Genomic DNA, 23,346 nt, shown 5'->3' with positions numbered 1-23,346 from the left:
GAAAGTTCCTTGCCCAGGCAATGGGCGATCGGTGAAGTCGGTCGGACCGCCTGAACGTGGCAACGACGGATCTTCGATTAACAAGCTGGCTCCATATAAAGTTTATGGATTGCTAATGCTTCGTTTAAATACAAGTGGAAATTGTTGCACTCCCGATCGGTTGAGGGGTTTGTGCTGCGGTTATCTCGTCACATCCTGCAGAAACCTCTCACCTGAATGCGCCGTTAATCGTCGGTTCAGGTGTTTTTTCATAGCATCTCGCCATCCCGTTATTTGCAGATGCACACAAGAGGTACCGCCGTGTCATTATTCAAGGTCTATGCAAGAGCTTTGCGCTACCTTGGCGCTTACAAGCTCCGCGTATCCCTGGTGGTCGTTGCGAACATTGTTCTGGCCGCGATCACGATTGCGGAGCCTGTTTTGTTCGGTCGCATCATCGATGCCATTTCAGGCAACGGGGAGGTCAAGCCCATTCTGTTCATGTGGGCTGGATTTGCCGTCTTCAATACGATCGCCTTCGTTCTGGTCGCCCGTGAGGCGGACAGGCTGGCCCATGGCCGGCGTGCGACTTTGCTGACGGAAGCTTTTGGCCGCATCATCTCGATGCCGCTCTCCTGGCATCACCAGCGCGGGACGTCGAACGCGTTGCATACGTTGCTGCGCGCTTGCGAAACGCTCTTCGGTCTCTGGCTCGAATTCATGCGCAATCACCTGTCGACCGCCGTCGCCATTGCGCTTCTGGTGCCGACTGCCATGGCCATGGACCTTAGATTGTCCGGCGTGCTCGTCGTGCTTGGTCTTGCCTACTGGCTGATCGGCCGCCTGGTCATGAGCCGAACGAAGGACGGACAGGCATCGGTCGAGAACCACTATCACACCGTTTTCTCGCATGTGAGCGATTCGATCAGCAACGTTTCGGTGCTGCACAGCTACAACCGCATCGAAGCTGAAACCAAGGCGCTCAAGGGCTTTGCCGACCGTCTCCTTCAGGCTCAGTACCCGGTCCTCGACTGGTGGGCCCTTGCCGGTGCCTTGAACCGGATGGCATCGACCATCGCCATGATGATCATCCTTGTGATCGGCACGCTTTTGGTGCAGGCCGGCGAACTGCGGATCGGTGACGTCATCGCCTTCATCGGCTTTGCAAACCTTTTGATCTCGCGTCTCGACCAGATGCGCCAGTTCGCTACGCAGATCTTCGAAGCCCGCGCGAAGCTTGAAGACTTTTATACGCTCGAAGACTCCGTTCGCGAGCGCGAAGAACCTGCGGGCAATGCCGACATCAAGGACGTCAAGGGCGAAGTCGAGTTCCGCGACGTCTCCTTCGGCTTCGGCAACTCGTCGCAGGGGCTGCACAATGTCTCCTTCTCGGTGAAGCCCGGTCAGACAGTTGCGATCGTAGGCCCGACCGGTGCGGGTAAAACGACGCTCGTCAACCTGCTGCAGCGCGTCTACGACCCGGACAGCGGCCAGATCCTGGTCGATAGCCACGACATCACCAAGGTTACCCGCAGGTCGCTGCGCCGTTACATCGCCACCGTGTTCCAGGATGCGGGCCTGCTGAACCGTTCGATCAGCGACAATATCCGCCTTGGCCGGGAAGGCGCCAGCGAGGAAGAGATGCGCCGTGCTGCCGAAGCGGCAGCGGCGGCGGACTTCATCGAGACGCGCGAGGAACAGTATGAGACGCATGTCGGCGAGCGTGGCAACAGGCTCTCGGGCGGGGAGCGCCAGCGTGTGGCCATCGCCCGCGCCATCCTCAAGGACGCGCCGATCCTGGTTCTCGACGAGGCGACCAGCGCGCTGGACGTGGAGACCGAGAACCGCGTGAAGGCGGCGATCGACAACCTTCGCCAGAACCGCACCACCTTCATCATCGCCCACCGCCTCTCGACGGTTCGTGAAGCAGACAAGGTGCTCTTCCTCGACAATGGCCGGATCGTCGAACAAGGTAGTTTCGATGAACTCAGCCACAGCAACGGCCGCTTTGCAGCGCTGCTTCGTGCCAGCGGTATCCTGACGGACGAGGAAGTCCGCAAGGCCCATACGACCGAAGCTGCATAACCCCAAGTTCGGAGACGAACATGAAAGGCCGGCTTCAACTTCCGGCCTCATACATTCAGAGGCCGGAACATTGTTATGATGTTCCGGCCTCGCTTGTCATTGGGTGAAGCATTACGGCGCAAGGCGGTTGGGCTTTCCGCCCCTCGACGCCTTCCTCCTGAGGGATGATGGCCGGCGGATGGAGACTTGGTTCGCGTTGCCAGCGCTTCCGCCGCCCAGACGGCGGCTGCGGCAGCGGACGGCGCCTTATCGCGTCAGAGACGACGGCGCCTTCTGTCTTGTCTGGCGCGGCTTTCGGATAGAGCACGCAACTGATGCCTCTCTACCAGAGCGGCTTGAACCGCAGCCTGGAAGGACAAGACGCGCTCGCGGATCTTCTCCTCGCGCAAGCCGCATCGCGCCAGCTCGTCCGCCAGCAAACGGCATTCGGCTTTCCAGAACGCGACCGCTGGCTCTCCGTGAAGATCATCGAGCGTCGCGGCGCAGCGCTCGATATCGCCGGGCCGGGGGATGCTTGGAAATATCACGATTTCGCTTGCGGTCAGCGCGGCGAGAGGGGTGTCGAAAGAAGATGCCATCGAATCAATCCATGTTTCCATGAGACTGTTAGGCTTGTGTTGGTTAACGTTTACCTTCTCTTACGGAATAAAGCCGTTGCGCGGGCATCAATGAACCTCAAGCCAACGCCCCAGCCGATCTTCTGCTGACGCGTTGGCTTGCGTTGTCAAGATTGGGCGCGCTGGTGCGCAGGCCCGCTCTCTTCGGCAGTACTTTGAGTACGCGGTATCAGGCGTGCGACCACGAGCACCAGCAGCGCGGCGGCAGCCAGGGATGCGGCAAGAAAGAACATCGGCGCAATCGTGCTACCTGTACTGTCCTTGATCCAGGGTACGACGTTCTGGGCGACGAAGCCGCCGAGATTACCGACGGAGTTGATTGCGGCGAGCCCGGCCGCCGCACCCGCGCCTCTCAAAAACCGCGACGGCAGGCTCCAGAAGACCGGCTGGCCGGCGAAGATGCCCGCTGCAGCGATGCACAGGAATGCGAACTGGACGCCATGGTCCGGAATAACAGCGGAAAGGACAAGGCATATGGCGCCCAGCAGTGCAGGGACGACGATATAAGGCGTCTTTGAAGCGGCCCTGTCTGCCATCGACGGAACGATGTAGAGCGCCACGGCCACGAGCACCCAGGGTATGACGTTCAGAAAGCCGTTGGCCGTGTTGCTGACGCCGAACTCCTTGACGATGGTCGGGAGCCAATAGCTGAGGCCGTAGGCTGCAAGGGGAAAGCCCACGTAGCACAATGCCATGAGAAGTACCTTCGGATTGATGAGCGCCTTGAAGCCATTCTCGGCGTTCTTGTCCATGTCTGCATTTTCGGCCTCGATCCTGCGTCTGAGCCAGCTCTTCTCGGCATCGCTCAAGAACTTCGCATTCTCGGGGCGATCCGAGAGGTAAAGCAGTGTGACCACGCCCGCTATGACGGCGGGAATACCGGTCGCGATGAACACCCATTGCCAGCCGGCGATGTCATAAAGCCCGTCGAGATCGAGCAGCATGCCGCCCAGAGGCGCGCCGACGGCATTGGCAAGAGCGCTGAAGATCATGAAAAGTCCGACCATCGTACCGCGATAGGCGGACGGATACCAAAGTGTCAGCAGATAAAGGACGCCTGGAAAGAACCCGGCTTCGCAGGCGCCGAGAAGAAAGCGAAGGATGTAAAACATCGTCGCATTCTGTGTGTAGGCGAGGGCGATGGTAACTGCGCCCCACGACAGCAAAATACGGGCAAACCATTTGCTGGCGCCGTACCGCTCGAGCAAAAGATTGCTCGGGACTTCAAACAGGAAATAACCGATGAAGAAGAGCGAGGCGCCGAGGCCGTAGGCATATTCGCTCATGCCGAGGGCGCCGACCATTTCCAGCTTGGCGAAGCTGACATTTTGGCGATCGATGTAGGCGATGAGATAAAGAACGCCTAGGAACGGCATGAGCCGCCAGGTGATTTTGGCAATCAGTTGCTTTTCGTCAATCATGTTTTTTCCTCGGGCAAATCCTTTGGGCGGGTACGGAAGGGGCTAGCTCGCCATCATCGATCGTCGGCCGGTGACGGGATTGAAGGCCCAGGCCGATCGGTCAAAACCGGCTGGCAAATCCGCCAGCCGGTTTTGATATCGCATAAAGAGACAGCTATTTGTCGCGATAGAGCTTTCGGCTGCCATCACCGACGCGGACGGCGACGGGGACCGAGGCACGACGCCCCATCGACCTGGCCTTCACGCTACCGTCGATGCGTTTGCGCTCGAGGTGGTAGGCATAGGCGAACTGACCCGAGATGCCTGCGACGACAAAGAGCGCGCCGATCATCTGGTCGTGGTTGGTAATGTAGAGCAGCACCTGGCCCGCCATTGCAAGGATTGTCCCTGCCACGAAGATATTCAGCGAGTGGCGGCCAATGATGGTGAGGGGATGATCCGACGGACGGCTCAGGATACGAGACAGGACGGGAATATTGATAACGAGGTAGCTGAGCGACAACACGTGCAGCAGCCGCGGCAGTGACAGGAAGGTCTTGTCGAAACCGGTAAGGACGGGCGGCAAGCCAAGCGCTGCCAGGACGTTGCCAAGGTCCCAGAGCTGGCCCACGACCCAGGCAAAGGACAACGCCACGTAGCCAGAAGCCAGCACGAACAACATCGGGTGCTCCGGCAGCTTGCCGCCGCGCTTGACATGCATGATGCCGACGGCACCGATCGTGAACAGGAACTGCCATGAGAGTGGATTGAGGAACCAGTAGTCGGCGATGAGCATGTTGTGCGGCGCGATCTGGTAGACGCCGGCCACCAGCCACACAGCCGCCGAAACACCAAGCGCCAGAAGCGGATGGGCCGAGTAAAGAAGCAAGATGATCGGTACCATGAGCATCAGTGCGCCGTACATCGGCAGTATGTTGTTGTAGCCGATCTGGTGACCAAGCAGAAGCAGGGCGGGTATTCCTTCTGTCAAGTTCATCAAGACGGCAAGGATATTGATTTCGACCAGCAATCCCGGCCGGTGGAACAGCCAGGCGCCGCAAATGAACAGCGCGAGCGTCATGAAGGTCGTGATCATATGGGCGAGATAGAGCGTGAAGGCGCGCTTGATCGCCTTTTTCGCCATGTCCAGTCGCCTGCCGACCTTGAAGCCGGAGCCATAGGCGAGTCCGACCGCGATGCCCGAGATCAGCACGAAGGCTTCGGCGGCATCGGAGAAGCCGAAATTCTTTGTCGTGACATACTCGAATATCTGACCGGGAACGTGATTGATGAAAATCGTGATGAGGGCAAGGCCACGCAAAACATCAAGCCTCGTATCGCGCGCTGGTCGCACTGCTGATTGGGGCAAGCGCTCAGCGCCGATGGCGTATTCCGGCGTAGCCGCCATGATGTCTCTCCTGTTTCGATCTGCAAACGCGGTTGCAGCCAAAAAGTTTCACCTTTTGGCTGCAACGAATCGCCGGAGTGTGAGCGTCGAAAATGCTGCTATCCGACCAAATATCCCTCATGGGGATTGGCGACTTCGCTGCCGTTGATGACCACAGTGTAGCCGTCGGGATGGGACGATTTTGAGACCGAAATGCGATAATTCACACCTGAATGCTCGATCTCTGCCGAAAAGCCGTCCCAACCGCTCGGCAGTGCTGGACGAACGAAAATCCGTCCGTTTTTCAGACGGATGCCGAGAATCCCTTCGACGGCGGCTCGGTAGAGCCAGCCCGCAGAGCCCGTATACCACGTCCAGCCGCCGCGACCCTTGAGCGCACCTTCGCCGTAGACGTCGGCAGCCACCGTGTAGGGCTCGACTCGATAGTGCTCGGCCGAGGCTTTGTCGCGCGCATGGGTGATTGGGTTCAGAAGTTCGAAGCAGGCCATTGCTTCATCGCCGCGGTTGAGCTCAGCAAGCGCCATAACCACCCACGTGGCCGCATGCGTGTACTGGCCGCCATTTTCGCGAACACCGGGGGGATAGGCTTTGATATAGCCGGGATCCCGGACCGACGTGGCAAAAGGCGGGGTAAAGAGCCGGATGATTCGCGTTTCTTTGTCCACAAGGCGGTTCAGAACTGCGTCCATGGCCTTGGCCGCGTGAACCGGATTGCCTTCGCCGGAAAGCACGCTCCAGGATTGTGCAATCGAATCGATCTGGCACTCCAGGCTTTCCTTCGAACCGAGCAGACTGCCATCGTCGAAGGTGCCACGGCGATAATAGCCGCCATCCCAGCCTTCACTTTCGAGCGCAGCTTTCAGTTCGCCAAGATGTTTCGTCCAGCGCTCGGCGCGGGCTGTATCGCTCCGTTCGTGCGCATAGGCAATGAAGGACCGCAGGGCGCCTGCCAGGAACCAGCCAAGCCAGACGCTTGTGCCCTTGCCTTGGATGCCGACACGGTTCATGCCGTCGTTCCAGTCGCCGCCCATGATCAGCGGCAGGCCGTTGGACCCCTTGCGCTTGATTGCGAGATCAAGGGCCAAGGCAGCATGCTCGTAGATGCTGGCCTTGTCGTCCGATATCTCCGGGCGATAGAAGGAATCGTGCTGGCCTTCGAGCAACGCCGGGCCCTCGAGGAACGGTAATTCCTCGTCAAGCACGCTCTTGTCGCCCGTTGCGCTGCAATAGTGATGTATCGCATAGGCGAGCCAGACCACGTCGTCCGAAATCAACGTACGGACACCGGCGCCTGTACCCGGCAGCCACCAATGCTGGACATCGCCCTCGCGGAACTGCCTCGAGGCGGCATTGACGATCTGGTTGCGCGCGAGTGATGGATCCTGAAGCACGAAAGCCAGCGTATCCTGCAACTGATCGCGGAAGCCAAAGGCGCCACTTGCCTGGTAGAAGGCCGACCGTGCCATGATGCGGCAGCCAAGGCTCTGGTAGGGCAGCCAGGCATTGACAAGATTGTTCATGGCCTGGTTCGGCGTCGAAATCTGAACCTTGCCCGTAAAGCTCTGCCAGAAATCGCGGTTTTCCTGAACTGTGTCCTCGACAGAGGTCGTACGGATCTCGGCGATCAAGGCTTGGGCCTCTTGCCTCGAAGCCGTGTCGCCCAGGAAGAAGGTGACGTCACGCTCTTCCCCGGCACCGATTTCGATATCGATAGCGAGAGCTGCTGCCGGATCGCCGTCAAGTTCCGTGGCGCCGGAAAGCGCAACGGATGTCTTGAGCGCCTGCGGAGCCTTGATCGTGCCCGCCTTTCCGATGAACTCGCGCCTGCTTGTGGTGAAGCTGGAGGGCTTCACGCTGGCGGCAAAGAAGGATACCCGGTTCGAATAGTCGATGCTGTACTGGTTGGCGGCAAGGAGTGCGCCGGTTTCCTCGTCACGGGACGAGAGGATGAAGGGGACCGAGCGCTGTGCGTTGTTGCCGAGAACCCACTCGACATAGCCATAGAGCCGCAGCTTGCGCGCCGAGGTGCCCATGTTGCGCAACCGGACGCGCTGCAGCTTGACCGGCCTTAGGCGATCGACCGTCTGAGTGACTTCCAGCGCGATATCGTCCTGCTCGCTGGAGAAGACGGAGTAGCCGAGGCCATGGCGCGCCTCAAAGCGGACATCGCTCCGCTGCGAAAGCCCCGCAAAGGGGGTCATCAGCGCACCACTTTCCAGGTCGGTGACGTAAATCGCCTCGCCCGAGCGGTTGACGACGGCATCGTTCGACCAGGAGGTCAACTGGTAGTCTCGCGAGTTGACGCTCCAGGTGAAACCTGCGCCTTCCGCAGACACATGGAAGCCGAACTTCTCGTTCGAGATGACGTTGATCCAGGGCTGCGGTGTTGCCGTGCCGCCAGCAAGACGAACGACATATTCGCGGCCATCGCGGGCAAAACCGCCAAAGCCGTTCCAGAAGTCGAGATCGCCTTCGTCCTCGATCGCAAGCGCCGAAGGCCTGGGTTGCACGACACGCGCCACGCGCTTGACCGGGGTCTTACGCTGCTCGCGTTCCATTTCCGGCAGGTCGTCCTTGGACGGTGCTGAAAGGGCGATGGCGCGGTTGATCTGATCAACGACCTTGCCGTTCTTGGCATGGAAGGTGACGCGCGAAGCAGCGATCAGGGCATGATAGGTCGCCTCCTCCATCAGGTCCTTGCGGACGGCAAAGATATGCTGGCGAAGGCCATCGGCCTGACCAATGCGGCGCACGTTTTCGCACATCTGGTCCACGGCATGCTGCATGTCCTGCGCATAGGAGGATGCACGCTCGTTCATGATGACAAGATCGGCCGTCACGCCACGCGAGCGCAGATATTCTTCCGCCAGCAATGCCTCGCGAACGATATCGAGATCCATGTCGTCATCGATGCGCAGCATAAAGATCGGGAAATCGCCGGAGATCGCAAGCGGCCACAGAGACGATTGTGACTGCATGCCGGCTCGAACTGCCGCAGCATCGGCGCGCAAATCCATGTCCGGATAGACCAAATGCCGGCCGAGATACTGGAAGGCGGCAGCCTGCTGCGACGTCACGCCGACATGGCGCATCTGCACCTGCGTGCGTGTCCAGGCCTGCACGAGCTCATGGTTGAAGGCATCGGCGTGCCGGTAGCGCTCGACAGCCTTGTCCACCTCGTCGCGGCTCGGAGCGGCGATCGTCCAGAAGATCACGCTGACCTTCTTGCCGGCTGGGACACGAACCGTGCGGCGCAGCGAAAGGATCGGATCGAGCGTGAAACCGTCGGTACCCGATAGCGTCGCGCCGGGATCGAAGGCTGCGGCTTCCGCAAGACTACGGCCGCGGCCGAGGAATTTGCGGCGATCGGTCTCAAATTCCGTTTGTCGGGAGGGACCTGCACTGTCGACGATCAAATGGGCGATGCTCATATTCGGTTCGCCCGGATCGCGTCTGTTGCGTTCGGCACGGATGACGTCGCCGCGCCTGCCGAATTCCGTCTTCACGAACATGCGGGCGAAAGCCGGATGGGCATTGTCCGTGTCGTCCAGGGTGATCACGGGTTCCAAATAGGAGGTGACTTCGATGAAGCGGTCTTCCGATCCCATGTTGAGAAGCGTCAGCCTGCGGCCTTCCGCATCATGCTCAGTCGCAACGATGCATTCCAATTCACTGCTGAGGTCGCCAACGACCTTAGTGAATTCCGCCTTTTCGTCGGCGAAGAGCACATTGACCTTTTCGCCGTCGACACTTTTTGGTTCGGCGGTGGCCGACCACCATTCGTTGGTCGCGGTGTCGCGCAGGAAGATGAAGCTTCCCCAGCGGTCTTCCGTCGGGTCGGCTTTCCAGCGGGTAACGGCCTGGCCGTTCCAATGTGCGTAGCCGGCACCGGTCGCCGTCAGCATCATCGAATAGTGACCGTTGGACAGGAACATGAGTTCGCGATCGCGCGAAAGTGGATCGGCGATCTTGCGAAGCTCCGGCCGCAGCAGGTCTTCCTGGATGCTGGCGGGCGTATCCGATTCGTGTTTGCCGCTCATGACGGGGATGTCGCGCGGCGCCTTTTCCTGCAGCAGCAGTTCGGCTGCTTCGATCACCGGATCGGAGTGGAAGAGCTCACGCAGATGCCCATTGAAAGCGACATTAGCAACCGCGGCGATCGACATGCCGTGATGGTGCGCATAGTAGTTGTAGACAACAGCGCATTTCTTGCCTTCCGGCACCCGGGTCGGCGTGAAGTCGACGGCATCATGGAACCCGAATTTGCCGAGCGCACCGAGCTTGCGCAGTCGCTGCAGATTTTCGAGCGCCCCTTGCGGATCGTATTGGCTGGCGAGGATCGATGCATAAGGCGCGATGACCGCATTGTGGCCGAGACCACGCTTCAGGCCAAGCGTAGGCACGCCGAAGTTCGTGTATTGATAGTTGAGGTTATGGTCGCGAGCATTGAAGGCCGCTTCGGAAATGCCCCACGGAATACCGAGTTTGCGTCCGTAGTTCATCTGCTCGACCACGACCAGGTTGTTGGTCTGATTGAGAATGCCCCCGCCTCGCTCCTGCATGACGAGCGGCGGCATCAGATATTCGAACATCGAGCCGGACCAGGAGACCAGAGCGCCGCGCGAACCGACCGGCACGACTTGGCGGCCGAGGCGGTACCAATGTTCCGTCGGCAGGTCGCCCTTTGCGATGCCGAACAGACTGGTCAGCCGGCATTCCGACGCCAAAAGGTCGTAGCAGGCCTGGTCGAGCTCGCCGCTTTCGACGCGATAGCCGATCGAAAGGAGGCGGCGTTCGGGACGGAACAGGAAGCTGAAATCCATCGAGAAGGCGAGATCGCGGGCCTTGTCGCGAAGGGCGATCAGCCGTGGCCGCAAAGCATCGATATTTGAAAGGTCGAATGTGCTGTCGGAGATATGCGCTTCGCAAATCTTGACCAGCGCTTCGGCCCAACGGGTAAGTTCGCCGCTGAGTGCCGACTTCACTTCGTGATCGAGATTTGCCGCAAGCTTCTGGATGTCACGGGCAAGAACCGCAAGGTTGATGACGCGGATCGAGGCGAACTCGTGCTCGCGCTTGACGGCGGCGAGCGCGTTCTGGAAGCCGACGATGCGTTCTTCCAGGCGACGGCGAAGCGGACGGACCGTCTTGCGATCGTCTGGAAGGTCGGCCAGCACTTCGGCGAGGATGCCGGCAGTGTCGCCGACGCCGTCGAGATTGCCCTGCATATGCGCTGATGGCGCCTCGGCCCAATTGCGGCAAGCCGACGAAACGGCAATCAGGTGACCGGCGAGGTTGCCGCTGTCGACAGCCGAAACATATCGCGGCCCGAGGGTCTGAAGCGTATCGGTGTGGTACCAGTTGAAGAGGTGGCCGCGATACTTTTCCATCTTGTCGATGGTGCCGATCGTCTGCTCCAGCCGCTCGATCGTTTCCTCGAAGGAAAACCAGCCGAACTGGCGGCCGGAAACGACCGAGAGCAGGTACACCCCGATATTGGTCGGCGAGGTGCGGCTCGCGACGATGACGTGCGGCGTCTCCTGGATGTTATCCGGCGGCAGGTAATTCTGTTCCGCCGTCGTGAACGTATCGAAGTAGCGCCAGGTGCGGCGCGCGATCTTTCTGAGCTCGCTTGAGACCGAATCGGCGACTTCCAGGCGGTCTTCGGTTTCTGCCGACTGGCTGACATACCAGGCAACGAGCGGCGACAGGGTCCATAGCAGGGCAAATGGAATGCCGACGAGGAAGGCGTTGTCGCCGGGAAGTGCGGCAAAGCCCAGCGCCAGCAGCGCGAGCACCGGGGCGTGCCACATCGCTCCATAGTAGGACAGGATCGTTCCCTGCCCGCCCGCCTGGACGCTGGCAGCTGTGCGCCATTGCAGCATTAACTTATGGCTGACGAGAAGCCGGTAAAGCGAGCGGCCGATTGCATCGGCCATCATGCAAGCCGCATCGGCGATGAAAACGATACGAAGCGCCACTTGTGCGTTGGCGGCTCGGATATCCGACCACACGGTATATAGATGTGCCCGTGCAACGATATCGCTGGTGCGCGGAATAATGCCGTGGATGAGTGACAGCGTCGGAGCAACGAAGAGGCAGAAGATCAGGAGGATCTGCCATACGAGTGCGCCAAGCGGACCCATAAAATACCAGCCGAGCACGGATGCGAAGAACCAGGCGATCGGCGTCAGCGAGCGGCGAAGGTTATCGAACATCTTCCAGCGCCCGAGAGCGGTGACGCCGTATTTTGGATTGAACATGTATGGCAGAAGCTGCCAGTCGCCACGCGCCCAGCGATGCTGGCGCGAAGCCTCGACTTCGTAGCGGATCGGGAAGTCTTCGACGAGCTCGAGATCGGTGACGAGTGCGCAGCGCGCCATCGACCCTTCGAGAAGATCGTGGCTCAGTACCGAATTCTCATCGATGCGGTCCCTCAGCGAAGCTTCGAAGGCATCGACATGATAAAGGCCCTTGCCGGTAAAGGTGCCCTCGCCGGCGAGGTCCTGATAGACATCGGAGACCGTGAAGACGTAAGGGTCGAGACCGCGATTGATCGAGAAGACGCGCTGGAAGACCGAAGCGTCCTTGCCTGTCGTCAGCGACGGGGTCACGCGCGGCTGCAGCACGCCATAGCCGCTTTCGACACGGCCGGTCTTCAGGTTTATGACCGGACGGTTGATCGGATGATAGAGTTTGCCGACAAGCTTGGTCACGGCATCGCGCATCAGGCGCGTGTCGGAATCGAGCGTCATGACATACTGAACGCCAGCCGGCACAATATTGGCGCCCGGCAGATAGGTCGTATCGCTGTCGCCGCGCAAAAGCATGTTCAGCTCGTGCAGCTTGCCGCGCTTGCGCTCCCAGCCCATCCAGACGCCCTCTGACGGGTTGTAGAGGCGGCGGCGATGCAAGAGATAGAAGCGCGTTTTGCCGTCATAGGCGTAACGTGCCGAAAGATTGGCGATTTCACGTCGGGCGTAGTCGAGCACTTCCAGGTCGTTCGGCGTCTCCTCCAGGTCGCTGTCTGGCCAGTCGCTCAGCAGCGCGAAATAGATTTCGCCGCGCGGATTGGCGAGATAGTGGACCTCGAGATTGCGAACCAGGTCGTCGACGCTGTCGCGGTTCGAAATCAGGCACGGCACGACAAGCAGCGTACGTGCATCCTGCGGGATGCCTTCCTTGAACTCGTAGCCGACAAGCCGCGACGGCGTCACGAAGAAGGATAGCAAGGTGTTGAAAAGACCGGTCGCCCCTTCCGATGCCGGAAGAGAGAACATGATCAGCAATATGGCAATTTCCAACGTGCCCATGCCGGCATTGGCCATGAAGCGTCCGACGATGGCCATCGCAATGACGGTAAGCAGCATGACGGGGACGGCGATCGACAGCCAGTTGAACTTGCGGACTGTTCGTACAAAATGCTGAACGGCGGTCGGACGATAATTGGCACGTTCTTCAAGCTTTGGCCGGTGCATTCCGGCAAGAAAGCCGCCGACATTCGGCTCATGCGGCTGCGGTTCCTCGGAAGCCCTGGCTTCGCTGGTCATGTCGAGCGCCAACTGGGCGACTTCCATTTCCGTCAGCGGCGAGCGCTTGGCGAGCTTTTCGATCTGTTTGCGGTACTTGTTGCGTGATCCCGAATCGAGGATGCCGTAATCTGAGTTCTCCCAGAGCAGCTTGTCGACGTGGCTGACCTGCTCGACCCAGACCGACCATTCCGCATCGTCGATCTCGCGAAGGCTCCGGATGATGTTGCCCATCGTGACATTGCCGGAGGATAGGCGGCTATGTTCCGCCATCGTCGCTTCTTCGGTATCACGGCCGAGCATTTCCAGACGCTCGTCGAGCCAGGCGATCGCAAGACTGGATGCCTGCGAACCGTCGCGCATGCGATACAGGAACTGCGTCGAGAAGGTATTGTCCTCGGCAAGCGGTTCGAGCGTCCTCAGATACTCCGCAGCCTTTGCCGGATCGTCCAGCCGCACGAGTTCATCGGCCGCCTCGTTTGCACGGCGGCGTATGCGCCGGCTGCGTTCGACGCGGCTGGAAATGCGCCGGAGGTTTTCGACGAGGACATAACGCACGAGTGAGGGAACCGCCCAAAGCTCACCGATGCGCAACGTCTCACCCAGCTGGAAGCCGTCGACAAGCGCCGTCAGACTTTCCTGTGAAACGGTGCTGTGAGTGTGCGCGACATAGAGCCAGGCGAGCACCAGCGTGCGCGGTACCTGCACACCACCGACATCGATGGTCGGCAGCTCGCGATAGAAGCGCCGCGGAAAGTCGCGGCGGACCTCCTGAATTGCCTCTTCGACGATATAGTGGTTATCGAGAAGCCATTCGGCGGCAGGCGTGATCGTCTCGCCCGCCTCCACGTCGGCCGCCGTCGTGCGGTACACGCGCAGGATTTCCCTCTCGTTCTCCTTATGCCGTGCAAAAAAATCGAAGGCAGTGAAAGCCGGCAGCGAATCGACGCCTTTGCGGGCGATCGATTCACCCATCGCCTTGATGTCTTCGATTGAAAGGTAGGTCGAGCGGACCGAGTCGTTGTGATCGATGTGCTTGACTTCGGATTCGCGTGGCGGGTTTGGAGACGGAATGGAAATGGTCATGGGTTCGGTTCTGGGTCCAAACTAAGTTATGGTGATTTTGCCTAGCCTTTTGCACCGGCAATTATGACTGCGACATGAACGGCCAAGGGCCTTTGCAGGAAGATGCGAAAGCCGAAGATTTCCGATACGAAACGGCTTAGGCCTGATTTATGGCACGATTCTGCCGGTCATGGCCGACTTTTGCTTCCACCCCCAAGAACCATCCGGGAAAGTTGGACACCAAGGCGATAATTCAAGTCGACAGGCACGCAATTGCCCAGCCTTGCCTACCTCAATTCGGCAGTTTTCACTACTCAAAGAAAAATCCGGCGCCCGTCGGGCACCGGATTTCAACGCAATTGGACCATTGTTGTAGTTGGCCGAAATTCGCGGTTCACGCAGAAGAATGTCCAGCCACAGACAGATTTGAGAAGTCTCGCAATGTGCCGACACCATGCCGCCACGAAAGCTTGATCAGCCGATGACGCCGCACACCAAGGCTGCAACGAAAGCGAACGCTGCGGCAAACAGCGTGGCATTGAGCGCAAAATGAAGCTTCTGGCGCATCGAAGCGGGCTTCTTGGCCGGTACGGAACCGTAATAGTTCGCGTGAGTATGCGAAATACCCAGGTCTGCCATGTGTTGCCTCCGTCTCTTTTTATTGGCGCGGCGGTATGCCGGCACGGTTATTCCTATATTCTCTATAAGATAGGTAGAGATGAATTTCCTTCCACAGTGCAAGCGATAGAAAATCTATCCGCCTCAGCAAAGAGTGCGCCATGCCCAGATCAACGAACGCTCAATCGCGTTTTCTTCTCTTTGGGCACATGAGGCCGCCTCGATCGATCGGCGATCTTTTTCAGCAGGAATGGAAACGCTTGTTTGCTCGCTCCGTTCAACCCTGGCCGGAGGATCGAGATATCCCATGGTCATTCCGCCGAGAAAGAACATGCTTCACCTCCTGATCACGAAAGCTAACACTCGTTAACACGATCATGACAGATGGAATTCGGCTGTCAATAGTCTAGTCGAATAGTCGTCTTTTAACGGCTGCTTAACCTTTGATGGGTCAAGATCCCAAGGGATTTCAAATATTTGAAAAACCTGCGTTTCAGGCTTTGACGAAGCCTTTGCTCGCGACCATCAAATTTCTCGTGTAATTCTCATGAATGTCGCCGCTGGCCAGTTGGCCGGAGGTCAGCCGCTCGACGACGACGCCGTTGCGCATCACGGCAAGCCTTTCACACATATGGGTAACGACACCAAGGTCGTGGCTCACCATGACAAAGGTCAGTTTGCGGTCACGCCTGATCTGTTCCAGCAGATTGAGCACTTCGGCCTGCACGGAAGCGTCGAGCGCCGACGTCGGTTCGTCGAGCAGCAGGATCGACGGTTCGACGATCAGGGCGCGCGCAATCGCCACACGCTGCCGCTGGCCGCCGGAAAGCTGGTGCGGATAGCGGAAGCGGAAGCCGTTTCCAAGGCCGACCTCGTCCAGTGCCCGCGCGATGCGCTTCTCGCTGTCGGCAATCCCGTGAATTGCCAATGGCTCGAGTAGCAGCCGGTCGATCGTCTGCCGTGGGTGCAGCGAGCCATAAGGGTCCTGGAACACCATCTGGACATTTCGATAGAAAGACTTGGTGCGTTTTGCACCCTGCAGCAGCTGATCATGAATGCGAATTGCGCCAGCCTTGACTGGCGCAAGGCCCGCTACCGCACGAAGCAGCGTCGACTTGCCGGAACCGGATTCCCCAACCAGCCCGAAGGAGCCGCCGGACGCCACCGCGATGCTGACATCTTGAAGCGCATGAAAATCGTCATAGACGACGCTGAGATTTTCGACCGAAAGCGCCGCGCTCATGCAGCCCACTCCGGCTTGCGGTCGAGTACCGGCAGCGGATGTCGATCTTCGCCGATTTGCGGCATGCAGTTCAACAGTCCCTGCGTATAGGGATGCTGTGCATTTTTGAGGTCACTAGCCCTAAGCTCTTCAACGATCTTTCCGGCATACATCACGATGACGCGGTCGCAGAACGAAGAAACAAGACGCAGATCGTGCGACACGAAGATAAGCCCCATGCCGCGCTCGGAAACCAGCTTGTCCAGGATCTTCAACACGTCGAGCTGCACGGTAACGTCGAGCGCCGAGGTCGGCTCGTCAGCGATCAGCAGTTCCGGCCCGGCAATCAGCATCATAGCGATCATTGCACGCTGGCCCATGCCGCCTGAGACCTCATGGGGGTAGAGATCGAAGACACGCTTCGGATCGTGAATCTGCACCGCCTCCAGCATGGCAAGCGCCCGTTCGGTCGCCTCGGCCTTGCTGACTTTCTCATGCGTTCTCAGCGTCTCGCAGATCTGCCTTCCGATCGACATCACCGGATCGAGCGAGTATTTCGGATCCTGAAGCACCATGGCGATGCGCTTGCCGCGCAGGAGCCGCCGTTTCTTCGCTGAGGCCTGAAGCAGATCGATGCCGTTGAAGTCGAGCTTGTCGGCCGTGACGATGCCATGCTTCGGCGTCAGCCCCATGATCGCTCGGCCGGTCTGCGACTTGCCGGACCCGGACTCCCCGACAATGGCGAGGCGTTCCTTGCCGAGCGTGAAGGAAACGCCGCGAACAGCCTCGATCACGCCGGTGCGGGTCGGGTAGCTGACCTTCAGGTTGTCGACCGTCAGCAAAGCCATCATTGGCCGCTCTCCTTGGGATCGAGCGCATCGCGCAGGCCGTCGCCAAGCAGGTTGAAACCGAGGCTGACGATGAGGATCGCAATGCCCGGCATGGCTGCGACCCACCATTGGTCGAGAATGAAACGGCGGCCCGAGGCGATCATCGCGCCCCATTCCGGCAGTGGCGGCTGCGCGCCGAGACCGAGAAAGCCGAGTCCGGCAGCCGTCAGGATGATGCCCGCCATGTCGAGCGTTACGCGAACGATCAGCGACGAGAGGCAGAGCGGCATGACATGGCGGATGATGATGCGGAGCGGCGATGCGCCCATCAGCTTGACCGCCGAGATGTAATCCGAGCGACGCACCGTCAGCGTTTCGGCCCTGGCGATGCGGGCGTAGGGCGGCCAGGACGTGATTGCAATGGCGATGATCGCGTTTTCGATGCCCGGCCCGAGTGCCGCGACAAAGGCAAGCGCCAGCACCAGTTTCGGGAACGCCAGGAAGATATCGGTGATACGCATCAGCACTGCATCCAACCATCCCCCGGCATAGCCGGAGACCGTACCGACGATCAGTCCAATCGGCGCCGAGATGATCGCAACCAGCACGACGACGAAGAGTGTCAGCCGCGACCCGTAGATCAGGCGCGAAAGAATATCGCGACCCTGATCGTCCGTTCCAAGCAGGTACTCGCCGGTACCTGGCGGCAGAAGCCGCGCATTCTTGAGATCGCCGACCACCGGAGAATGGGTGGCCAACAGATCGGCGAAGGCGGCAACCAGGAGCAGGGCGATAATGATAATGAGACCCAGGACGGCCAACCTGTTCGCACTGAACTGCCGCCAGGTCACATAGGCGCGCCCGAGACGGGCCTGTACACGTGATTGCGGGCGATCGGAAAGCAGCCACTGGCGGCGGCTCATCGGCGCTGACTGGCTGGTTGGAACCGTCATCGGCTTCGCGTCCTTGGATCGAGCGTCCGGTAGAGAAGGTCGGACAGGAGGTTGATGCCAATGAACACCGTGCCGATGACGATCGTGCCGCCGAGGACAGCGTTCATGTCGGCGTTCTGAAGGGAGTTTGTGATGTAGAGGCCAATGCCCGGCCAGGAAAATACCGTCTCCGTCAGCACCGAGCCTTCGAGAAGCCCGGCGTAGGAGAGCGCAATCACCGTCACAAGCGGCACCGCGGCATTGCGCAATGCGTGGCCCCAAATTACCCGGGTTTCCGAAAGCCCTTTGGCGCGCGCAGCCACGATATACTCCTGACTGAGCTCGTTCAGCATGAAGCTGCGCGTCATCCGGCTGATATAGGCGAGCGAGAAATAGCCGAGCAGCGATGCCGGCAAGATAATGTGGCGAAAGACGTCGTAGAAGACATCCCACTGCCCCTGCCAGACGCTATCGATCAGGTAAAAGCCGGTAATTGGCGTGAACGTATATTCAAAGACGATATCGATGCGCCCTGGAAAGGCCACCCAGCGCAGTTGGGCATAGAATATGACTAGCGAGATCAGGGCCAGCCAGAAGATCGGCACGGAATAGCCGACAAGCCCGACGACGCGCACGATCTGGTCGACAAGGCTGCCGCGCCGCACAGCCGCAAGCACGCCGAGCGGAATGCCAAACAGGGCGCCGATAATGGTGCCGAGGGTCGCAAGCTCGATCGTTGCTGGAAAGACGCGTCGGATATCGGTCATCACCGGATTGGTGGTCAGCACCGAATTGCCGAAATCACCAGAAAGGATGCCTTTGATATAGATGAAGAATTGCTGATAGAGCGGCAGGTTGAAGCCGAGCTCTTCACGCACGCGCTCCACGACATGCGTCGGCGCGCGGTCACCAAGGATTGCAAGAACCGGATCGATCGGCACGACACGGCCGATGAAGAAAGTGACGGCCAGAAGCCCCAGATAAGTCGTCACGGCAGCGATCAGGAAACGCCCGATTGCTTTTGCAAGAGGAACGGCACGACCCTTCGCGGGCCGCGCCTCCATTTTTGTTTCTATAATGCTCAACGAACCAATCCTGCCGGATCATTCCTTGGCGATTGGGCCGACGAAGTTCGTATCGAAGCTCGGTCCGAGTTTGAAGTCCTTCAGGTTCTTGCGATAGCCGGCGACTTCGATCTGCTGGAAGATGAAGATGAAGGGGCTGTTCTCCAGGTACTTCTTCTGGATCTCCTGGTACATGGCGGCGCGCTTGGCACCGTCGCGCTCAAGCAGTGCTGCCTTGGCCTGCTTGTCGAGTTCCGGGGTTTCGAAGGCATTGCGCCAAGCGAGCGTCTTGTTCGTGCCCGCATCCGAATTGTCCGGGTTCGCCGTGAAGGTATCGGCATTCGAGTTCGGGTCGAAGTAGTCGGAACCCCATTGACCGATATACATGTCGTGCGTGCGGGCGCGGTATTTCGTTAGTGTCTGTTTGCCGTCGCCCGGAATGATTTCGAGCTTCACTCCGGCTTGTGCCAGCGTCTGCTGCATGGATTCGGCAATGCCGGTGACGGGCTGAGTGTTCCGCACGTCCATCGTCACCGAAAAACCATCCGCAAGACCGGCCTTTGCCAGCAGTTCCTTCGCCTTGGCGACGTCGAGCTTGAACGGATTTTCGTCGAGCGCACCGAGCTGGCCCTTCGGCAGGAACGTCTGATGGATTTCGCCGATGCCCTTTATGAGCGTCGAGCTGATCGCATCGTAATCCACGAGATACTTGAAGGCCTGCTGTACCTCCGGCTTCTTCAGGTTCTCGTTCTTGAGGTTGAGGCTGACATAATAGATCGTGCTTTTCGGTGCGCTCGCCACCGCGAGGTCGGCGTTCTTCGAAACGGCGTCGAGATCGCCCGGCTCAAGATTGCGCGCGATATCGATGTCGCCTGCCTCCAGCGCCAGACGTTGTGCGGCACTTTCCTTCATGTAGCGGTAGATGACGCGGTTCAGCTTCGCCTTGTCGCCATAGTAATTGTCGTTGCGCTCCAGCACGACGACTTCGTTGGCGCGCCATTCGCGAAGCTTGTAGGCGCCGGAGCCGGCATAGCCCGTCTTCAGCCATTCATTGCCGAAGTCGTTGTCATACTTGTATTCCGCGCTCGGCGTCATCGGCTTGATGTGATCCATCACCAGCTTCTTGTCGACTACGGAGGCAACCGTCGCCGTCAGGCAGTTCAGCACGAAGCTCGGCGCATAGGCCTTGTCGACCGTGAAGACGAACGTGTTTTCGTCCGCAGCCTTCGCCTTTTCAGTCACGTTGTCTCCGGTCAGGCCGAACTGTGTCAGGATGAATGCCGGGCTCTTGTCGAGTTTGACGGCGCGCTCGAAGGACCAGGCGACATCCTCCGCGGTGACCGGGTTGCCTGAGGCGAACTTCAGACCGGGCTTCAGCTTGAACGTATAGGTCAGGCCGTCATCGGAGACGCTCCAGCTCTCGGCAAGATCACCCTTGACCTTCGCCGTGTCGTCCAGGTCAAGGCGGACCAGCAGGCTATAGGAGTTGGTTGTCATTTCCGCCGCTGAAAACTCGAAGGCCTCGCCTGGATCCATCGAAATGATGTCATCGATGGCGAGACCTTCGACGAGTGTATCCTTCGGCGTCTCGGCAAAAGCGGCAGGCGCCGTCAGCATGAGCAGTGAAAGCGCGGCACCTGCAGAAAGGGCGCGAAAGTTGCGGCTGAGTTTAGTAATCATCATCGATTTGTTCCCCTGTTCTTGATTGATTACAAAGCGGTATTTTGGCTCAGGCGTTCGTCTCCCCCCACGCCGAAGCCAGGATGCGGAGCCAGTTCTCGCTGGCGAGTTTCCGTCGATCCTCCTCACCATATCCAACGTCCCGTAGAGCGGCAATCAGCTTCTGGTTGCCAGCCGCGTCGCCTATTTCGTCCGGAATCGTCGCACCGTCGAAATCAGATCCGAACGCAACGCAATCGATTCCGACTCGCTCGACGAGATAATTGAGATGGCGGATCATGTCCGCGATCGGTGTGTCTGCCTCCGAGCGGCCATCCGCTCTCAACATCGCTGTCGCGTAGTTAAGACCGATAAGGCCATTGCTCTCCCTGATTGCATCAAGCTGCTTATCCGTCAGATTGCGCGCCACCGGCGTCAGCGCATGCACGTTGGAATGGGTCGCGACCAGCGGCTGATCAGTTGTCTTCGCCACGTCCCAGAAGCCCTTTTCGGTTATGTGGGAAAGATCGATCATGATGCCCAGGCGATTGCATTCGCGCACGAGCTCGAAGCCGGCGCCAGTCAGTCCAGGCGCAGTGTCTGGCGACATCGGGAAGGCGAAGGGTACGCCGTGTCCGAAGACGTTATGCCTGCTCCAGACAGGTCCAAGAGAGCGCAAGCCTGCCGCATGAAAGACCTCGAGCGCGGCAAGATCGGGCCCGATCGCCTCGCAGCCTTCCATATGCATGACTGCGGCAAAAACACCGCTTTCAATGGCGTTGCGAATGTCCTTTACCGTCCGGCAGAGGCGCCACGCGCCCGCCTTGTCGAGACGCAGTGCAAGCGCGGCCATCTCGGTCGCTATGCCGAGCGACGGCAGCCGGTCGAGAGGTGCCGCCAGCGGCGTTTCGTAGTGTCCGTTTCCATCGGGATCGGCAAAGACGAGATCGCCAGAGGGCACGTAGATGGCGCAGAGGCCGCCGGCGAGACCACCTTGCCGGGCGCGTGGTCCATCGATGTGGCCTGATGTCGTTCCGTTCAGAAATTCCGCGACCGGGTCGTTCCCATCCCTTTCATGTGTCCAAAGCCTGAGGAGAACGTCATTATGGCCATCAAATACAAGCTGCATCTGTTTTCCTGCTCTGCCCTGCCGAGCAAATGACAAGCATGCAGAATAGAAAAGCTGGCAGAATTGGCCAGCCCCCTTCTCAGAAATTTATGGCGGATGGATAAATGCCTGGCCTGAAGTAAAACGGGGCCCGAAGGCTGCCTGAGGGCCCCATTCCTGATCAGTGCTTTGTCCGCTTCTTCTGCCGGTAGACGTCAACGATGACAGCAGCGACGATGATCACGCCTTTGACGATTTCCTGATAATAGACGTCCACCCGCAGGCGTGCCGATATATTTGCCGTCACAGAACACCGAAAACTCGTCGGCAATCTCGAACAGCTCGTTCGTCTTGTGGGTGATGTAGACGATCCCGATTCCCTGCGCCTTCAGACCACGGACGATTTCAAAGAGATGTGCCACTTCGCGCTCGGTGAGTGCCGAGGTCGGTTCATCCATAATGAGCACGTCGGAATGATATGACACCGCCTTGGCGATCTCGACCATCTGCCGGCTTGCGACCCAAAGGTGCCGAACCTCGATGTCGGGGTCGATGGTTATATTGAGCCTATGGAAAAGCTCTTCGGTGATCCGGTACATTTCGCCATGGTCGACGAAGCCGAACCGGTTCTTGGGCTCGCCGCGGGTCCAGATGTTTTCGACAACCGCCATGAAAGGCATCAGGTTCTTGATGGATCATGGCGATGCCGTTCTCCAGCGCATCGAGCGGCGATTTGAGCGGATCTCCACGCCCTTCAGGTGCACGTCGCCCTTGTCCGGCGTATAGATGCCGGCCAATATCTTCATCAATGTCGACTTGCCGGCGCCGTTCTCCCCCATCAGCGCGTGCACGGAGCCGCGCTTCAGCGAACTGCACATCATCGAGTGCGACCACACCGGGAAATTCCTTGCGGATGCCTTCGGCGCTCAGGCGATACTCCGCGTTCGGAATCGCTCCGCTTGCACGAACGGCGGCCATAGTGGAAGGGCTGACAGCCATCTCATCTCCTCTCCGGATATCCGACGACGGACTGAGCGGATGCGAGATTGAGCCCGCATCCGCATTCTGCGCCTCAGTTCTTGGCAACGAATTCCTTGACGTTTTCCGGCGTGACGAGCTGGAATGGAATGTAGGCCTCTTTCTCGATCTCTTCGCCCTTGACGAGCTTCAGAGCCGCATCCGCCTTTGCCCTGACCGGCGGCGTCCTGTGAAAATATGAACGAGTGGGCGACGAGACGATGAAATCGTGACGGTGTGCACCTAGATGTGCAGTCGTAGCGGCGGCAACTAGTTGCCAGGAGAAATCCCCGAGGAGAAATCATGCCCATTTCCATGTACCGCCTGACCGTTCCGATGTTTCAGCGCGGACTTACAACACTAAAAAATTACCTCGAAAAGGCCGAGGCTTATGCAAGAGAGAAGGGGATCGACCCGGATGAACTCGTCGCTGCCAGGCTTGCGCCCGATATGCTGCCGCTATCTGGCCAATATCAGCGCGCGAGCGACAGCGCCAAGCTGGCAGTCGCCCGCCTGACGGCCACCGAAGCGCAGATTCGAGGACAGCGAAACGACGATCGCCGAACTTCGCGAGCGTCTCGCCAAGACCGAGGCCTATCTCGCGACGATCGCGCCGGAAGCGCTCGAAGGCACGGAAACGAATGACGTGACGATCGCCCCCGGCGGCAACAAGATGACCTTCCGCGGCGACGAATACGTTACGGTCTTCGCACTGCCGAACTTCTATTTCCACGTCGCTACGGCACATGCGATCCTGCGCAATCAGGGCGTGCCAGTGGGCAAGCTCGATTATCTCGGTCGCTTCCCATGAAT

The 23,346-nt window shown here is 59.2% G+C and carries 13 protein-coding genes and 3 pseudogenes; 2 read left to right on the top strand and 14 right to left on the bottom strand.

Annotated elements, in window-relative coordinates:
• Positions 1-300 precede the first annotated feature (300 nt).
• Positions 301-2,064 carry a glucan ABC transporter ATP-binding protein/ permease gene (locus EV130_RS18980; protein WP_074062897.1) on the top strand — a complete coding sequence of 588 codons (1,764 nt, stop codon included), beginning with the start codon at positions 301-303 and terminating at the stop codon, positions 2,062-2,064.
• Between the two features lie 254 nt (positions 2,065-2,318).
• Here EV130_RS18980 and EV130_RS18975 read toward each other — a convergent pair whose 3' ends face one another.
• The 14 genes and pseudogenes from EV130_RS18975 to EV130_RS18915 all read right to left on the bottom strand — a co-directional run.
• Positions 2,319-2,642: a DUF6074 family protein gene (locus EV130_RS18975; protein ID WP_074062898.1), complete on the bottom strand. Its 324-nt coding sequence runs from the start codon at positions 2,640-2,642 to the stop codon at positions 2,319-2,321.
• A 146-nt stretch (positions 2,643-2,788) separates the two neighbouring features.
• On the bottom strand, positions 2,789-4,102 hold the full coding sequence (locus EV130_RS18970; RefSeq protein WP_074062899.1) for an MFS transporter: 1,314 nt from the start codon (positions 4,100-4,102) through the stop codon (positions 2,789-2,791).
• A 154-nt stretch (positions 4,103-4,256) separates the two neighbouring features.
• The gene (locus tag EV130_RS18965) at positions 4,257-5,489 is read right to left on the bottom strand and encodes an OpgC family protein (RefSeq protein ID WP_132661096.1); all 1,233 of its coding nucleotides are present in this window, start codon (positions 5,487-5,489) and stop codon (positions 4,257-4,259) included.
• 98 nt (positions 5,490-5,587) lie between these two features.
• A complete protein-coding gene (locus tag EV130_RS18960) occupies positions 5,588-14,104 on the bottom strand; it encodes a glycoside hydrolase family 94 protein (protein WP_132661093.1) in 8,517 nt (2,838 codons plus the stop codon).
• Between the two features lie 453 nt (positions 14,105-14,557).
• Positions 14,558-14,722 carry a hypothetical protein gene (locus EV130_RS32610; RefSeq protein ID WP_165918549.1) on the bottom strand — a complete coding sequence of 55 codons (165 nt, stop codon included), beginning with the start codon at positions 14,720-14,722 and terminating at the stop codon, positions 14,558-14,560.
• 123 nt (positions 14,723-14,845) lie between these two features.
• Positions 14,846-15,034 carry a hypothetical protein gene (locus EV130_RS18955; RefSeq protein WP_074062902.1) on the bottom strand — a complete coding sequence of 63 codons (189 nt, stop codon included), beginning with the start codon at positions 15,032-15,034 and terminating at the stop codon, positions 14,846-14,848.
• Positions 15,035-15,194: 160 nt separating this feature from the next.
• Positions 15,195-15,944, bottom strand: a complete 750-nt coding sequence (locus tag EV130_RS18950; protein ID WP_074062903.1) for an ABC transporter ATP-binding protein — start codon at positions 15,942-15,944, stop codon at positions 15,195-15,197.
• Positions 15,941-16,774 carry an ABC transporter ATP-binding protein gene (locus EV130_RS18945; RefSeq protein ID WP_074062904.1) on the bottom strand — a complete coding sequence of 278 codons (834 nt, stop codon included), beginning with the start codon at positions 16,772-16,774 and terminating at the stop codon, positions 15,941-15,943. The genes EV130_RS18950 and EV130_RS18945 overlap by 4 nt, the downstream gene beginning before the upstream one ends.
• Positions 16,771-17,706: an ABC transporter permease gene (locus EV130_RS18940; protein WP_074062905.1), complete on the bottom strand. Its 936-nt coding sequence runs from the start codon at positions 17,704-17,706 to the stop codon at positions 16,771-16,773. The genes EV130_RS18945 and EV130_RS18940 overlap by 4 nt, the downstream gene beginning before the upstream one ends.
• Complete coding sequence (locus tag EV130_RS18935) at positions 17,703-18,770, bottom strand: ABC transporter permease (protein ID WP_196776297.1); 1,068 nt, start codon at positions 18,768-18,770, stop codon at positions 17,703-17,705. Before EV130_RS18935 ends, EV130_RS18940 begins: the two co-directional genes overlap by 4 nt.
• An 18-nt stretch (positions 18,771-18,788) precedes the next feature.
• A complete protein-coding gene (locus tag EV130_RS18930; RefSeq protein ID WP_074062907.1) occupies positions 18,789-20,432 on the bottom strand; it encodes an ABC transporter substrate-binding protein in 1,644 nt (547 codons plus the stop codon).
• A gap of 46 nt (positions 20,433-20,478) precedes the next feature.
• Entirely contained in the window at positions 20,479-21,537 is a 1,059-nt protein-coding gene (locus tag EV130_RS18925; protein WP_074062908.1) for a dipeptidase, read from the bottom strand.
• Between the two features lie 257 nt (positions 21,538-21,794).
• Positions 21,795-22,515 (bottom strand): annotated as a pseudogene (locus tag EV130_RS34255) (ATP-binding cassette domain-containing protein); the annotation flags it as partial.
• 73 nt (positions 22,516-22,588) lie between these two features.
• Positions 22,589-22,724: pseudogene (locus EV130_RS18915) on the bottom strand (rhizopine-binding protein); the annotation flags it as partial.
• Between the two features lie 112 nt (positions 22,725-22,836).
• Between EV130_RS18915 and EV130_RS18910 the strand changes: the two are divergent.
• Positions 22,837-23,344: pseudogene (locus tag EV130_RS18910) on the top strand (DUF1993 domain-containing protein).
• Positions 23,345-23,346 lie beyond the last annotated feature (2 nt).

Origin of the sequence: Rhizobium azibense, from assembly GCF_004342325.1 — a bacterium.
Classification (GTDB): domain Bacteria; phylum Pseudomonadota; class Alphaproteobacteria; order Rhizobiales; family Rhizobiaceae; genus Rhizobium; species Rhizobium etli_B.
Note: the sequence above shows the minus strand (reverse complement) of the source record. Positions and strands in the feature narration are given on the sequence as shown.